Source organism: Lyngbya sp. PCC 8106, assembly GCF_000169095.1.
In the GTDB taxonomy this organism is placed as follows: domain Bacteria; phylum Cyanobacteriota; class Cyanobacteriia; order Cyanobacteriales; family Microcoleaceae; genus Capilliphycus.
In genome coordinates, this window is sequence record NZ_AAVU01000043.1 from 1 (window position 1) to 14,706 (window position 14,706).

The following is a 14,706-nucleotide window of genomic DNA, read 5'->3' on the forward strand; positions in this document are numbered from 1 at the left end:
AGCGAGGAGTCACAAAGAAACAGTCGCCCAAAACCTGCGACAAATAGAAGGAGTCTACAGCGTTATTTTACATCCCAACACCGAGAGTTTGGTGTTAAAATTTGACACGCGAAAACTCTCGCTATCTCAACTTTTAGCACAGTTAACCGTTTCTCACTGTGCATTAGAAAATCAATTCAAAAATCAATCAGAAAGTCAGCACCTTTCTCCCGATGAAGCGGTTAAATTGACCTCAACATCCGAACCCTCAACAGAAGTGATTGAAACCTTAATTAGGATGATTGCAGCGATGCTATTAAACCGACATTTAGGACTTAGCGGTTGGGTATCGCTTCCAGTTTCCTACGCAACCAGTCAAGCCACAGCAAAAGTCATCAACGGCGTCAAACCCCAACTCAAAAATGCTGCATTATTAACCGCCAATTTGAATCCCAAAAATTCTAGCAATCTTCAAGACAAAAACTTAGAAATCAGCGTCATTCATTCAACACCCGGACGAATTCGGCTGAGAGTTCCGCAAGTCAGAGAAGATTCCCGTTACGCCAAACGCCTAGAAAGATTCGCCGAACAAAATTCGGGAATTCAAAAAATTAATATTAATCCCACAACCGCTTCGGTGACAATCATTCATCAATTTAATAGTGTTGTCAAACTGGAAAGTGAGTTAAACCGTTTATTTGAGAAAGTTGCAGAAAGCCAACCCAATCTTTCTGAAATATTAACCACTCCCGCAACGACTTCCGAAATACAAGTCGCCCCATCCATTGAAGAACCCCAACCGGAAGCCAGGGTTGAAAATCATGTTAAAAATGCGGCTAATCAAAAAGTAAAAACCGTTTCAGAAACCGCCGTCAATTCAACCCCAAACATTCCGGAGAAAAAAGGAAAATTTTCAGAATTTAAGTCTTCCATGCTGTCAATGTTTTTAAACTTTATGGCAGGTCGTCCCGCACCTCAGACGGTCGGCTAGTTCAACGCAAAACCTTTTCACCCTTTGAATAAAGCGAGGAAATTTATCATGGCACACCTTCATTTATTGAGAACCTTCAAACAAACATCAGTGACAACCGCAGCGGTTGGAGTCGGTGCATTAATCTTAGTTCCCTTACTGGTTCCCGTTGCCAAAACTGTCGCCAAAGCCAGTATTAAAAGCGGCGTTAAACTTTATCATAACGGACAAAAAGCGCTCGCCGAAGTCGGAGAACTTTGGGAAGATACAGTCGCCGAAGCCGAAGCCGAATTAGCCGCAGAAAATCCCGGTAAACAAACCGTCGATATTCAAGCTTCTGCCAACTAATTTACTCATTAGTGATTGTATGAATTCCCCCTTTCATTTCCGCAGAGGGAGTTGGGGGAAAGATTCAACAATTTGACAACAATACAACCCCCCGGCTTTTATTTGGGGTGTGAGAACAGTTATAATAAGAGATCATGTAATTAGAAAATTCCTAATCCCTAAAACTCTATGGTTTCAACTGTTCCTGCCCTCAACACCGATAACCTCTCTCAACTGCGACTAGAAATTCGTAATTTACAACCCCAATTAGTCGAATGGCGTCGCCGACTTCATCAACGTCCTGAATTGGGGTTTAAAGAACAGTTAACCGCAGAATTTATTTCAGAGAAATTAAAAGCTTGGGGAATCAAACATCAAACCCAAATTGCCAAAACCGGAATTGTCGCCACCATAGAAGGTCATCAGCCTGGGCCAGTTTTAGGCATTCGGGCGGATATAGATGCCTTACCCATTCAAGAAGAAAATCAAGTCTCTTACAAGTCCCAACATGACGGGATAATGCACGCTTGCGGACATGACGGACACACCGCCATTGCATTAGGAACTGCTTATTATTTAGCCAATCATCGTCAAGATTTTCAAGGAACAGTTAAAATCATCTTTCAACCCGCAGAAGAAGGCCCGGGCGGCGCTCAACCCATGATTGAAGCAGGAGTGTTAAAAAATCCTGATGTTGATGCGATAATCGGGCTACATTTATGGAATAATTTAAAGTTAGGAACAGTTGGGGTGAGAAGTGGGGCATTAATGGCGGCCGTAGAGTTGTTTGAATGCACCATTCAAGGCAAAGGCGGACACGGTGCGATGCCCAATCAAACCGTTGATTCTATTGTGGTTGCAGCCCAAATTGTTAATGCTCTACAAACCATTGTCGCTCGTAATGTTGACCCGTTAGAATCTGCGGTAGTAACAGTCGGTTCGCTTCATGCCGGACACGCCAATAACGTGATTGCAGACTCAGCCAAAATGACCGGAACAGTGCGATATTTTAACCCCGGTTATGCAGGCTTTTTTGGCAAACGTACCGAAGATATTATCGCTGGAATTTGTCAGGGTCAAGGGGCGAGTTATGATTTGAACTATTACTCGTTTTATCCCCCAGTTATTAACGATAGTCGCATAGCAGAGTTGGTCAGAAGTGTCGCGGAAACGGTGATAGAAACCCCCGTCGGAATTGTGCCAGAATGTCAAACAATGGGTGGCGAAGATATGTCTTACTTCCTGCAAGAAGTTCCCGGTTGTTATTTCTTTTTGGGTTCAGCCAATGCGGAAAAAGATTTAGCCTATCCCCATCATCATCCTCGGTTTGATTTCGATGAAACAGCGTTGGGAATGGGCGTAGAAATGTTTGTTCGTTGTGTCGAAAAGTTTAGTTCTGAGCAATGATCAAGAAAATTGTGGTAACATTAATTAAGGGATATAAAATGTTGATCTCTCCCTTATTACCCCCCAGTTGTCGATATCAACCCACCTGTTCAACCTACGCAATAGAAGCGGTTGAACGGTTTGGAGTTCTTCAAGGGGGATGGTTGGCAATTAAAAGAATACTCCGTTGTCATCCCTTTCATCCGGGCGGATATGACCCCGTTCCTCATAAACATTCCCCAAAACGTAAGAAGTAGCCGTTACATTTGAGTGGAAGTTGGGGTTAATTCAGTTTTGGGCGCCTTCAAGAGCGTCCCTACGTTTCATTTTAAAATGATGCCAAAATATCTTCGGGTAAAGGCTGATTAAAGTCTTCTGGTACAATAAATTTGCCTCGATCTCGCCCCAAACTTGCTCGTCGATTGGATGTGGGACGAAGCGGAACTAACTTGGCGATCGCAACACCTTGATTTGAAATAATGATCTCTTCTCCAAGTTCTACACGGGACAATAACTCAGAAAGGCTCATTTTGAAGTCGTGGGATAGGTTTTCAATCTGAAGTGTAGTCATCACCATTTCACAAATCACTTGATTGATTATATCAATATTTACTGACTTGTAAGTTTAAAAGGATAGAGTCTGATTGAAATTAGACCAAATTTAGTTTAGTTATAAGTGTTACCGTAACAACCAAATTCACTATCAAGTATCAATCTGATGTTATAACTAAAAGTAGTTTAATCCGTAAAAACACCGAATAAATTTTTGAGTTTATGGCTTGTAAGCTTTGACAAAATGTCAACAATAAATATCACAATTAGATATGATAATGGTCACAATCATCAACAGCCAAACCCCAATATAATCAGCGATAAGCAACATTATTTCAGGTGACAGCTATGGCTAAAGGCGACCATATTTATGTTGATAAGGGCTTGTTTGACCATCATGGAATAGACTGTGGTGATGGTACAGTTATTCACTATTCAGGCTCTATTAAGGGAGGTATGAATAAAATAATTAGAGTCTCTAAAAGTACGTTCGCTAAAGGAAAGCAAATTAGAACCAAGATTTATCAGAAAAAATATTCTCCTGATGAAATCGTTAACAGGGCAGAAAGAAGATTGAAAAAATATCATACCGAGGGATATGATGTTTTGTTTAACAATTGTGAACACTTTGCATACGACTGTACAACAGGTGAACCTGATAGTTGGCAAGTTATTAACGCAGGTGCAGGTGTTGCGGGTGCCGGTGTTGTAGTTGCTGCTTTAGGGACTGCAACTACACAAGTAGCTGCTGGTGGTATTTTAGGGCTTGTCGGATTTACCACTACAGTCGCAGCTTTTCCACTTGCAGCAGTTTTAGGTGGTGCTGCTGCTACAGGTCTAGCAGTTTACAAAGTAGCTAAATGGATAGACAATTCCGACTCAAAATCATAGGATGAGTAGCTTCAATTCAAACTTGAGGTAAAACAACGAAATAGTTAATAAATAATCCCCTATACTACTACTTACCATGAGTATAAGGGATTTTTATGACCTAGCTAATATTTCTACTTATAGTAGAGGGGTTAGGAATGAAATTAAGATGAATTAAATTATGAATTATGAATTATGAATTTTCCCTGTTCTCTGAAAACAGAAAAAACGGGTGACTGATCACTGATAACTGTTTTGAAGCCATCTCCTACAGGATTTCCCACAGAAAAATCAGGTGTTAACAACCGAGAATGTTATGCTAACACCTGGAAAAGTGAACCAATTTGAACAACTCTACGTCTTGAGAATTAAACAAATCGACTCGCATGAAGGACGCTCCGATCATGTTCACCTCTAAACTTGGCCGTTCCGGAACATCTCTATTAATTGCATTGGGGTTAACCGTTAGTGTGGCAACACCGATCATTTTCAGCCCAAACCCCGCCGTCGCCCAACGTTTCCCCGGTTCTCTCCGACGTGATGGGATTACCGCCGGCACCCTGATTCCGATTGAATACGAAACCGCCGAGAAAATAGTCCTTACCCCCGAGGAAACCGTCCCTGTAAGCTTCAAAGTCTCAAAAGAGGTTCGGACTACCTACGGACAAGTTTGGCTTCCCCAGGGGTCAGAAATTAACGGAGAATTGCGCCCAGCCTCTGGCGGTTCCCAATTTATTGCCGATGAAGTCATCCTTGCAAATGGTACACGCTATCGCCTCAACGCCAACTCTCAAGTCGTGACTCGCACCGAAACTATTCGTAAAGGGGCATCTGCGGGTGATATCCTCAAAGGGGCTGCAATTGGGGCAGCGGCGGCTACTGCTATTGCAGGAATTGTCGGAGATCAAGCCATCGCCACTGAAGAAGTCTTAGGGGGGGCCGGACTCGGTGCGATCGCGGGTGTATTCTTAGGACGGGAGAAAGTCGAAGTTCTGGTGATTCGTCCAGAAGAAGACCTTGATTTAAGATTACAATCAGATCTCGTTTTTCGTTAATCTCAAATCAGTAGACACTTAGAAACAAGTTGAGGGCGCAGCATTCGCGCCCCTAGAAATATTGAACAACATATCTAATAAAATATCTAATAAAATTCCTATGATTTTACGGTTTAAAAAATATCTCACTTTATTTAGTCTAATTCTAAGCTTAACAGTTATTATTAACGTTCTCAATCCCCAACTGGGTTTAACAGTCGAAACCTGGATCGCCCAAACCATACCGAGTCCTCGCTTTTCTCCCCCAATTCTTTGTAACATTGGTGAAGATTGTTTTATCTTACTGTATCCTGATCGCGATCCCTCGACCGCGGCCGTTGATTTTGGGTGCGGACGACAAACCTATAATGGTCATAAAGGAACTGATTTTGCCATATCAGATGCAGGAATAATGGCCTACGGTGTACCCGTTTTAGCCTCTGCCCCCGGAAAAGTTTTGCGTGTGCGAGATGGAGTCGAAGATCGTCGGGTTCAAGATGAATTTGACCGAAATGCTGTCGAAGGAAGTGAATGTGGGAACGGCGTTGTCATTGATCACAGTATCATTTCCAATGGTGTCGGCTGGGAAACTCAATATTGTCATCTCCGCCAGGGGAGTATTGAAGTGCAGCCCGGAGATATCGTAGACACGGGAAATGTTTTGGGACTGGTCGGGGCTTCCGGTTTGGCTTCATTTCCCCATGTTCATCTGAGTGTCCGGTATCAAGGTCAAGTGGTTGATCCATTTGTGGGGCCAAATGCGTCATCCGGTTGTAATGTCAGACAAAATTCCCTTTGGGATCGACCCCTTCCCTACACCCCAACCGGGTTAATTCGGGCTGGGTTTGCAACAGAAACCCCGAACTTAGATCAACTTTGGGATGGAGAATTTACCGAAACTCTATTTTATACTGACGATCCGGCTATTTTATTTTGGATACAAGCTTATGGTACACTCTCCGGCGATCGCGTCGAATATCAGCTTGATGATCCGCGAGGTCGAACTGTGGTTGAACACCAAGAACAGCTTGACTCTCCTAGTCGGACTTGGCTCGGTTATATTGGCAAGAGAAACAATCCTCAACAGCCTTTGATTCCTGGAACTTGGCATGGAAAATATCGCTTAATTCGGGATGGAAAAATCCTCATTGATGTCAACAGAGACGTTCAATTACAATAATCTGTTTTTTGGAACAAAATCTATCTTAGGGTGAGTTAACAAATCCTTTGTGTATCTTCTAGTATTAACTTTTATAAGGAAATTAACGAACTGACTTGATCCTAAACAAATTATGGTCTTAAATTATCTGAAGCAGACCATTACCCGAATCCCCTTGGCACTGGGGAACTTAACTTGGCAGTTTGAAGCATATTTCTTATATTACAGCTAGAACTTTAAACGTCTTCTAGCTGACAGAGATGAATATTAACCGTTTTTTTAAAGGCTTAAAAGCTATGTTACTAGATTCTCCTAGAAAGGCTCAGATTTATTCAGGAATGGGTGCTATTGTTCATTCCCAAGGGGTCGCATTTCGGGTCTGGGCGCCCAACGCCTCAAAGGTTTATGTTATGGGTAGTTTTAACAACTGGTCAGAGACAGCCGATCCCTTAGACAGTGAAGAAAATGGGTATTGGTATGGGGATTTTAAAGAAGTCAAAGTGGGTGACGAATATCGCTACATTATCGTTAATAAAGACACAGACGAAACTTATAAACGCAAAGACCCCTACTCTAGAGAAGTTACAAATTCCAATGGAAATTCAGTTGTTGTTTCTCCTGATTTTTCCTGGGCAGATGATGATTTTTCCCCTCCGAATTGGAATGAGTTAGTCATCTATGAAATGCACATCGGTACTTTCGCTGAGAAATCGGGTGATAGACCTGGAACATTTAGTAGTGCAACTCGGGCATTACCCTATTTACAAGAACTGGGTATTAATGCCATTGAAGTGATGCCCAGTGCCGAATTTGCAACCGATTATTCCTGGGGTTATAATCCTTCCGATATTTTTGCCGTTGAAAGTGCTTATGGTGGGATTCAAGCCTTTAAAGAATTTGTCAACGCCGCTCATCAAAATGGCATGACGGTGATTTTAGATGTGGTTTATAATCACTTTGGCCCCAGTGATTTAGATTTATGGCAATTTGATGGTTGGAGTGAAAATGAAGGCGGCGGAATATACTTCTATAATGACTGGCGAGCGAAAACAGCGTGGGGAGATACTCGTCCTGATTATGGTCGTCCTGAAGTGCGTCAATTCTTGCGTGATAATGTCTTAATGTGGTTGACAGAATATCACATTGATGGACTGCGTTGGGATTCAACTCTAAATATTCGCTCTATGGAGGAGGATGGAACAGAAATTCCCGAAGGTTGGAGTTTGATGCAGTGGATTAATGAGGAAGTTAAGAGTCGTTTTCCGAAGAAGATTAATATTGCAGAAGACCTCAGAAATCACGAATGGATTACGAAGGAGACAGGTACAGGTGGAGCCGGATTTGATGCTCAATGGGACCCACAATTTATTTATCCAGTTCGGAGTGCAATTAAAGCTTCTGATGATCATTCTCGTGATTTGAATGCGATTCGAGATGCTATTGATCATCAGTATAATTTTGATGTCTTTGAGCGGGTGATTTTTCTGGAAGCTCACGATGAGCCTCGACTTCCCGAAGAAATTTGGCCAGGAAATGCTGACAGTTGGTCTGCTCGTAAACGTTCAACGTTAGGTGCAGTTTTAGTTCTAACCTCTCCCGGTATTCCGATGATTTTTCAGGGTCAAGAATTACTGGAATGTAACGGGTTTAAAGACACTGATCCGTTAGATATGAAGGGCAGAGAAACCTTTGCGGGAATTTTTACTCTTTACCGTGATTTAATTAGTTTACGGCGAAATGTAGAGGGTTATACCTGTGGCTTACAAGGTCAAAATGTCAATGTTCATCATGTTAACAACACCGATAAACTTCTTGCCTTTCATCGTTGGCAAACAGGCGGTATCAAAGATGATGTCGTGATTGTGGTCAATATGGCTGACCGCAGCTATGATAGCTACAATTTAGGGTTTCCGAAAGCGGGTGGCTGGCGAGTACGCTTTAATAGTGACTCACAAGATTATAGTTCTGACTTTGGTAATTTTGGGGGGCATGATATGATTGCTGAAGAAGGTGAAAAAGATGGATTAGAGTATAACGGAAATATTGCCATCGGTCCCTACAGTGCGTTAATCTTATCTCAAGATCCTGAAGATGTTAATGATTAATCTCTCAGTTTTCAGGATTAGAAGTCAAGTTATTTTATTAGCTTTGTAAAAGATGAACCCCCTCACTTTCTAGACGAGGGGGAGCTTTTTTTAATCCAATTTAATCCGATTAAGGCATGGAAATGGGTTGAATAAACTGCTTATTCGCCCGCACATAACAACCTTGATTTGTTAACAACCAAGGACTCTTTCCAGGGCTTAACTCAAAAACATTAGCCCGGTCTTTGTTGACTTCAATTTGATCAACATTCATCTGATAAACCCGTTTAATTTTACCATTAGGTTTATCTCGACAATTGAGTTCACCATCACTCGATGTAACTTTCCATTTCGGCCATGTAGAATACCGCAAGGGTTGAGAAAGCCAAGTCCCGGAATTATTCCAGTTAAAATCTCCTTTTTTATCGGGAGAAGGTAGAGCTTCAACTAAGTCTAACACATAGGTTTTACCCACAGAAGTACAAGTCGGCCCACCCTTAACTTTCCAGGTGACTTTTGCACCCATTTTCCCAGAACGGTCAATCTGACGACGAAGGATGGTAATATCACCAATACATTCTCCTTTGCCATCTAAACCGCGATCAGAAAATGTACCTTGATAAATGTAAGAACCGGGAACGCCTTCCCCTGTGATAATGCGGATATCTCCGACAATTCTACGACTCTTAACCCTCGTGGAATAATGGCCGACAAATGGGCGGCTAGCATCCGGTTTCACCACTAGAGTTGTTGTTTTGTTGGTGGTTTTGTAAGTCGAAGCTAACGCCGGACTAGACATTAATAAAAAGCCAGCGGCTACGGATAATAAACTTAGCACTTTGAATTTAATATTTTTCATGGTTTGCTTCCCTGGTAAAGACATCTATAATAAGTCTCCCTTTCCTTTACAAACACCTAACCAATAATTCAGTACAGTTTGAAAAAATTTCACTAATCTGTACAGTAAGCATTTTCTATCTGACTCTCATTCACCTTCAATTCATCCCTTTGCTTTTTCATCCATGACGATTAATTTTTTAGAAAGATTGATTAACCCGTCTGGAGTTTATTGAAAATTATCTTAAAATTAGTGAATTTTGTATAACAAGATTCGGTAAACCCATCCGATTATATGTCTTGATTTTAACTGGATGCGCTCAACAATTCTAAAGAAATTGTAGATTTCTTGCCTATTCGTTGCAGTCGTCGTCAAAAATCGTGAAAAAGGTGAAACCGGATCAAAATTATAGGATCGGTTTTGCCCGGTAAATTTGATGTGATAGGATAACTCAATGTACGAAAAAATCACCCCTCCAACCACAGGCGAAAAAGTAACCTTCAACAGTGGTGAACCCGTTGTCCCCGATAATCCGATTATCCCCTTTATTCGCGGAGATGGAACGGGTATTGACCTGTGGCCAGCGAGTCAGCTAGTGTTAGATGCCGCAGTCGAAGCCGCTTATGGTGGTCAACGGAAAATCAGTTGGTTCAAGGTGTACGCCGGAGATGAAGCGTGTGAACAGTATGGTACCTACCAGTATCTCCCCCAAGATACCCTCACCGCTATCCAAGAATACGGAGTTGCCATTAAAGGCCCTCTAACAACCCCCATTGGTGGCGGAATTCGTTCGTTAAACGTCGCACTCCGTCAAATTAACGACCTTTACGCCTGTGTTCGTCCTTGTAAATATTATGCGGGTACGCCCTCCCCTCACAAAACCCCGGAAAAATTAGATGTGATTATCTACCGGGAAAATACAGAAGATATTTACTTGGGAATTGAATGGAAAGAAGGCAGTGAAATTGCTCAAAAACTGATTCATATCCTCAATAGTGACTTAATTCCAGCGACACCCGAACATGGTAAAAAAGAAATTCGCCTCGACTCGGGGATTGGCATAAAACCAATTAGTAAAACCGGTTCTCAACGGTTAGTGCGTCGGGCAATGCAACACGCTTTAAGGTTGCCCAAAGCTAAACAAATGGTGACTCTAGTGCATAAAGGGAATATTATGAAATATACCGAAGGTGCATTTAGAGACTGGGGTTATGAACTGGCAACGAGTGAGTTTCGCAACGACTGTATTACCGAGCGAGAATCTTGGATTTTGGGTAATAAAGAAGATAATCCTAATATTTCTAACGAAGATAATGCTCGAAAAGTTGAACCCGGATATGATGGGTTGACGCCGGAAAAACGCCAGGAAATTGTGCAGGAAGTCGCGCAAGTTTTAGAGGCAATTTGGGAAACCCATGGCAATGGCAAATGGAAAGAAAAAGTCATGGTCAATGACCGAATTGCGGATAGTATTTTCCAACAGATTCAAACTCGACCTGCGGAATATTCTATCCTGGCGACAATGAACTTGAACGGCGATTATTTATCCGATGCGGCTGCGGCAATGGTAGGCGGTTTAGGAATGGGGCCAGGTGCAAATATTGGCGATCAATGTGCGATTTTTGAAGCGACTCACGGCACCGCTCCCAAACACGCAGGTTTAGATCGAGTTAACCCTGGATCGTTAATTCTTTCCGGGGTGATGATGTTAGAATATATGGGATGGCAAGAAGCAGCAGACTTGATCAAAAAAGGATTAGGTGCTGCTATTTCAAACCAGGAAGTCACCTATGATTTAGCTCGGTTAATGGAACCTCCCGCCCCGGAGTTGAAGTGTTCTGAATTTGCGGAAGCTATTATCAAACATTTCCAGGATTAAGAATCAAGGGTAGGGTGGGCAATGCCCATCCGACTCTATCGTAATGGAGCAAGAGGACTGCGACCAACAAAAAAGACTCGGTTTTGGGAAGCCCGACTGAAGTTCTCCTGTACAAAAGTCTAACGGGTTAGCATAACGGGATAGAATTGTGGTAAAATTCCAGTATGTTAACACTAACCTACGAATTTAAGTTAATCCCCTCTCAAGAACAGATTACCATCATTGAGAATATGTTGGTGGTCTGTAGAAAGGTGTGGAATTACGCCTTGAGAGAGCGAAAAGACTGGATAAACAGTAGAAAGTGTGCGATTAATTATTGTTCATTGCAACAAGAATACATCATCTCAGCAGATGCCCATTACCCCAACTACAACGTACAAGCTGCAAACTTAACAAAAGCGAAGAAAACCAACCCGGAAATCAAGAAAGTGAATGCTCAAGTTTTACAACAAGTTTTGAAAACTTTAGAAAGAGCATTTAACAGCATGAAAGAAAAGGGTTACGGCTTTCCTCGCTTGAAAAACAAATATCGAATGCGGTCGTTTGTCTTCCCTCAGTTCAAGACAAATCCAATCTCTAATGACTGGATAAAACTACCTCAGATTGGATTAGTTCGGATGAGATTATCTCGCCCAATGACCGAGGGATTTAAGCTCAAGCAGGTGCGGGTAGTTAGACGAGCAAGTGGGTATTTTGCGATGCTGTCATTGCAGAGCAATGTAAATATCCCAGACACTCCGGCTTCGGGGTATCCGCTCGGGATTGATATTGGACTCGATAAGTTTTTGGCAACTTCTGATGGTGAATTGATTGAACGTCCAAAGTTCTTGGCTCAACTACATGGCGAGCTGAAATTGCTGCAACGTAGATTCAAGTCAAAAAAACCAGGTTCAGTCAATCGACATAAACTTAATCAGAAGTCTTCAAGAATTCATCAAAAAATCTCGGACACTCGAAAAGATTTTCACGCTCTCACTAGCCCATCATTTGTGTGACCAAGCTGGAATGATATTTGTTGAAGACTTGGATTTTAGAACTTGGGCGAAAGGGATGTTGGGTAAACATACTCTTGACGCGGGATTCGGTCAATTCTTCAATATTTTAACTTGGGTCTGTTGGAAACGAGGGGTTTATTTTGGCAAAGTTGACCACAGATATACCAGTCAAATTTGCCCAAATTGTGGGACGCATACAGGCAAATTTGATTTGTCAGAGCGTATCCACAAATGCCCTGAATGCAATTACGAATGTAATCGTGATGTTGCAGCAGCAAAAGTCATTTGTCAACGAGGTATTGCTGCGGTCGGGCAGATCGTGGTTCAAGAAATTGACTGTGGAGATGGTCTGACGGGGACTGGTAACGGTCTAGTTAAGAATCAAAGATGCAGTAAATCCAAATAGCGATGTTTGGGAATCCCTCTCTATAATCTCTGATTTAGAGAGGGAGGATGTCAATGCCAACAAGGAGAGGAAGCTAATAATGCTTCAGTATCTTGACTATTCTCAGGTTTAGCCCAATGATAACCTTGAGCCAGTTGACAGCCCCAACTCCGCAATATTGTCAACTGTTGTTCTGTTTCTACGCCTTCTGCAATCACTTCGAGTCCTAAACTATGAGCTAAGTTTATAATCGCAGAAGCAATTTTTGCGGTTCCATTCGATTGACTAATCGCCGCGACAAAAGACCGATCTACTTTCAAGGTTGTAATCGGAAAATAATATAACCGACTTAAGGAAGAATAACCCGTGCCAAAATCATCAATACACAACTGAATTCCTAATGCAGTCAGTTGTTCTAAAATGGGAATCACAGTCTCAGCTTTTTGAGCGATCGCACTTTCGGTAATTTCCAATTTCAAATAACGCGGATCACAGCCAGTTTCCGTTAAAATATCACTAACTATTTCTACTAAATTGGGATAGGTCAGTTGGTGAATAGAAAGATTAACACTCATAAATAAAGACGGAGATTGAGGAAACGTCAACTGCCAAAGTTTAGCCCTCTGACAGGCTTCTCTAAGAACCCATTGACCAATCACTTGAATCAGTCCTGTTTCTTCGGCAATTGGAATAAAATAATTAGGCGGAATCATCCCCCGTTCAGGATGGTACCAACGTAACAAGGCTTCAAACCCCGTAATTCGCCCCGTATCCATCGCGATAATCGGTTGATAATGAACTTGCAGTTGGTGATGATCAATCGCTCGTCTTAAGTCATTTTCAAGCTGAAGCCGTTCAAGAGCATGACGGTGCATCGTTTGGTCAAAGACCGTATAACAAGCCTTACCGCCCGCTTTTGCCTGCTGTAGAGCAGTATCGGCATCTCGGATTATATCTTCCGGGTGATCATAGCTGGGACTACTAAGGACAATTCCCAGGCTAGCGCTGATAAAGACCTCTTGATTTTTCAGAGTTAGCGGTTTGTTGAGATATTGTTGAATACGTTCGGCTACCTGAGAAACTTTGAGCAAATCTCGAACCTGATCGAGCAAAATGACAAACTGATCGCCTCCGAGTCGCGCAACCATATCTGTTGGACGAATACAGCTTTCTAGACGTTGACCAATCGTTGTGAGAAGGTGATCACCGGCTTGATGACCTAAACTATCGTTAATCAGCTTAAATCGGTCTAAATCTAACAACAAAACAGCAAACAAATAATCGGGATGCTGTTGAGCCTGATCAATCGATTGTTGTAGCCTTTGCAGAAGCAGACTACGATTTGCTAAACCCGTTAGCGGATCAAGATTGTTTCTCGTTGAAAATTGAGTCTGAACGGGGTTTTGGGGGATAATTTCTCGGTGAATCGATAAATAATAAATAATTTGTCCCTGGTTGTTAAAAATCGGTTCAATGTAACAGTGGTTCTGAAATTCGCTACCATCTTGGCGATAATTGATCGCTTCTCCTTCAAACACTTGTCCTCGGGTTAAGGCTTGCTTGAGGCGTTTGAGGACATGATAATCTGTTCTTGGGCCTTGGAGAATTTGAGGAGTCTGACCCATAATTTCTGGGGAGGAGTAACCGGTAAGCTTTGTAAAAGCTGCATTGATATAAACAATTTCGGGTTCACGAGAATAAATATGACTCGTGGTGATCATGACTGCATCTGTCGTGATTTGTAAGGCTTTGGCAAAGACATGATGCTGACACAGGTGTTTTGAAGCCAGAGATGAAAGTTCGTTACCGTTTGGGGAAAGTGTTTCCAGATTGTCTTCTGGATAAAAAAACGAATGGTTGTGTTGTCTGGGTTCTGTGGGATAGCAGCAACATATTTCCTCTTTTTCAATTCGAGCAGCAAACTGATTAAAGTTATTTACACCCATAAGGAACTTTCCGCTACTTTAAATCTTCTTTTTTGATATCAGGAGTTGGGATCACAGCTCAACCGATGCAAGCCGAGCCAAACCGATGACATGACAGACCTTCACTCGATTGAGTGACGGGGCTGACTGATTTCGGCAAAATTATAGAAACAATGTTAAACGTTCTGAGCAAATAATACTAATGTGCATTCCCAAATGGCAATCTCCAGCAACGAAGGGTTGTACCCCTTGATTGCCAGATCCTTACCGTTTCGTTGAAATTGTGACGGATCTTTGGGGAAAAGAGAACCCCAAACTCAACC

14 protein-coding genes are annotated in these 14,706 nt (G+C 42.2%); 11 read left to right on the plus strand and 3 right to left on the minus strand.

What is annotated here, in order from left to right:
• The 4 genes from L8106_RS33180 to yidD form a co-directional block, all read left to right on the plus strand.
• On the plus strand, window positions 1-970 hold a 970-nt coding region (locus L8106_RS33180), incomplete at its 5' end, for an HMA2 domain-containing protein (protein WP_009786892.1).
• A 48-nt stretch (window positions 971-1,018) separates the two neighbouring features.
• Window positions 1,019-1,297: a DUF5132 domain-containing protein gene (locus L8106_RS23080; protein WP_009786893.1), complete on the plus strand. Its 279-nt coding sequence runs from the start codon at window positions 1,019-1,021 to the stop codon at window positions 1,295-1,297.
• Between the two features lie 168 nt (window positions 1,298-1,465).
• Window positions 1,466-2,683 (plus strand): M20 family metallopeptidase, encoded by a 1,218-nt coding sequence (locus L8106_RS23085; RefSeq protein ID WP_009786894.1) that lies wholly within the window; start codon window positions 1,466-1,468, stop codon window positions 2,681-2,683.
• Window positions 2,680-2,919: a membrane protein insertion efficiency factor YidD gene (gene yidD / locus L8106_RS23090; RefSeq protein ID WP_009786895.1), complete on the plus strand. Its 240-nt coding sequence runs from the start codon at window positions 2,680-2,682 to the stop codon at window positions 2,917-2,919. The genes L8106_RS23085 and yidD overlap by 4 nt, the downstream gene beginning before the upstream one ends.
• 71 nt (window positions 2,920-2,990) lie before the next feature.
• Here the strand turns inward: yidD and L8106_RS23095 are convergent, their stop codons facing one another.
• Window positions 2,991-3,233 (minus strand): type II toxin-antitoxin system Phd/YefM family antitoxin, encoded by a 243-nt coding sequence (locus L8106_RS23095; RefSeq protein ID WP_039897032.1) that lies wholly within the window; start codon window positions 3,231-3,233, stop codon window positions 2,991-2,993.
• A gap of 329 nt (window positions 3,234-3,562) precedes the next feature.
• Between L8106_RS23095 and L8106_RS23100 the strand changes: the two genes are divergently transcribed.
• The 4 genes from L8106_RS23100 to L8106_RS23115 all read left to right on the plus strand — a co-directional run bounded on the left by L8106_RS23100 (window position 3,563) and on the right by L8106_RS23115 (window position 8,382).
• Window positions 3,563-4,105 (plus strand): lecithin retinol acyltransferase family protein, encoded by a 543-nt coding sequence (locus L8106_RS23100; protein WP_009786897.1) that lies wholly within the window; start codon window positions 3,563-3,565, stop codon window positions 4,103-4,105.
• 383 nt (window positions 4,106-4,488) lie between these two features.
• Entirely contained in the window at window positions 4,489-5,139 is a 651-nt protein-coding gene (locus L8106_RS23105; protein WP_009786899.1) for a hypothetical protein, read from the plus strand.
• A 100-nt stretch (window positions 5,140-5,239) separates the two neighbouring features.
• A complete protein-coding gene (locus L8106_RS23110) occupies window positions 5,240-6,298 on the plus strand; it encodes a M23 family metallopeptidase (RefSeq protein ID WP_009786900.1) in 1,059 nt (352 codons plus the stop codon).
• A 239-nt stretch (window positions 6,299-6,537) separates the two neighbouring features.
• On the plus strand, window positions 6,538-8,382 hold the full coding sequence (locus L8106_RS23115) for an alpha-amylase family glycosyl hydrolase (RefSeq protein WP_232228560.1): 1,845 nt from the start codon (window positions 6,538-6,540) through the stop codon (window positions 8,380-8,382).
• A 109-nt stretch (window positions 8,383-8,491) separates the two neighbouring features.
• Here L8106_RS23115 and L8106_RS23120 read toward each other — a convergent pair whose 3' ends face one another.
• Window positions 8,492-9,220, minus strand: a complete 729-nt coding sequence (locus L8106_RS23120; protein ID WP_156803795.1) for a hypothetical protein — start codon at window positions 9,218-9,220, stop codon at window positions 8,492-8,494.
• Window positions 9,221-9,653: 433 nt separating this feature from the next.
• On the opposite strand from L8106_RS23120, the gene L8106_RS23125 reads away from it, so the two are divergent.
• The 3 genes from L8106_RS23125 to L8106_RS34595 all read left to right on the plus strand — a co-directional run bounded on the left by L8106_RS23125 (window position 9,654) and on the right by L8106_RS34595 (window position 12,479).
• Window positions 9,654-11,078 carry an NADP-dependent isocitrate dehydrogenase gene (locus tag L8106_RS23125; RefSeq protein ID WP_009786903.1) on the plus strand — a complete coding sequence of 475 codons (1,425 nt, stop codon included), beginning with the start codon at window positions 9,654-9,656 and terminating at the stop codon, window positions 11,076-11,078.
• 164 nt (window positions 11,079-11,242) lie between these two features.
• Window positions 11,243-12,073 (plus strand): RNA-guided endonuclease TnpB family protein, encoded by an 831-nt coding sequence (locus L8106_RS23130; RefSeq protein ID WP_009786904.1) that lies wholly within the window; start codon window positions 11,243-11,245, stop codon window positions 12,071-12,073.
• 10 nt (window positions 12,074-12,083) lie between these two features.
• Complete coding sequence (locus tag L8106_RS34595; protein WP_009786797.1) at window positions 12,084-12,479, plus strand: zinc ribbon domain-containing protein; 396 nt, start codon at window positions 12,084-12,086, stop codon at window positions 12,477-12,479.
• A gap of 50 nt (window positions 12,480-12,529) precedes the next feature.
• On the opposite strand, the gene L8106_RS23135 is transcribed toward L8106_RS34595, so the two are convergent.
• Entirely contained in the window at window positions 12,530-14,404 is a 1,875-nt protein-coding gene (locus tag L8106_RS23135) for a GGDEF domain-containing phosphodiesterase (RefSeq protein WP_009786905.1), read from the minus strand.
• Window positions 14,405-14,706 lie beyond the last annotated feature (302 nt).

What these genes read in the sequence shown, in the direction of transcription:
- L8106_RS34595 (WP_009786797.1), top strand. Translation starts at nt 12,084, where the DNA reads ATGATATTTGTTGAAGACTTGGATTTTAGAACTTGGGCGAAAGGGATG.
- L8106_RS23120 (WP_156803795.1), bottom strand. Translation starts at nt 9,220, where the DNA reads ATGAAAAATATTAAATTCAAAGTGCTAAGTTTATTATCCGTAGCCGCT.
- L8106_RS23105 (WP_009786899.1), top strand. Translation starts at nt 4,489, where the DNA reads ATGTTCACCTCTAAACTTGGCCGTTCCGGAACATCTCTATTAATTGCA.
- L8106_RS23130 (WP_009786904.1), top strand. Translation starts at nt 11,243, where the DNA reads ATGTTAACACTAACCTACGAATTTAAGTTAATCCCCTCTCAAGAACAG.
- L8106_RS23080 (WP_009786893.1), top strand. Translation starts at nt 1,019, where the DNA reads ATGGCACACCTTCATTTATTGAGAACCTTCAAACAAACATCAGTGACA.
- L8106_RS23110 (WP_009786900.1), top strand. Translation starts at nt 5,240, where the DNA reads ATGATTTTACGGTTTAAAAAATATCTCACTTTATTTAGTCTAATTCTA.
- L8106_RS23095 (WP_039897032.1), bottom strand. Translation starts at nt 3,233, where the DNA reads ATGACTACACTTCAGATTGAAAACCTATCCCACGACTTCAAAATGAGC.
- L8106_RS23100 (WP_009786897.1), top strand. Translation starts at nt 3,563, where the DNA reads ATGGCTAAAGGCGACCATATTTATGTTGATAAGGGCTTGTTTGACCAT.
- L8106_RS23125 (WP_009786903.1), top strand. Translation starts at nt 9,654, where the DNA reads ATGTACGAAAAAATCACCCCTCCAACCACAGGCGAAAAAGTAACCTTC.
- yidD (WP_009786895.1), top strand. Translation starts at nt 2,680, where the DNA reads ATGATCAAGAAAATTGTGGTAACATTAATTAAGGGATATAAAATGTTG.
- L8106_RS23115 (WP_232228560.1), top strand. Translation starts at nt 6,538, where the DNA reads ATGAATATTAACCGTTTTTTTAAAGGCTTAAAAGCTATGTTACTAGAT.
- L8106_RS23085 (WP_009786894.1), top strand. Translation starts at nt 1,466, where the DNA reads ATGGTTTCAACTGTTCCTGCCCTCAACACCGATAACCTCTCTCAACTG.
- L8106_RS23135 (WP_009786905.1), bottom strand. Translation starts at nt 14,404, where the DNA reads ATGGGTGTAAATAACTTTAATCAGTTTGCTGCTCGAATTGAAAAAGAG.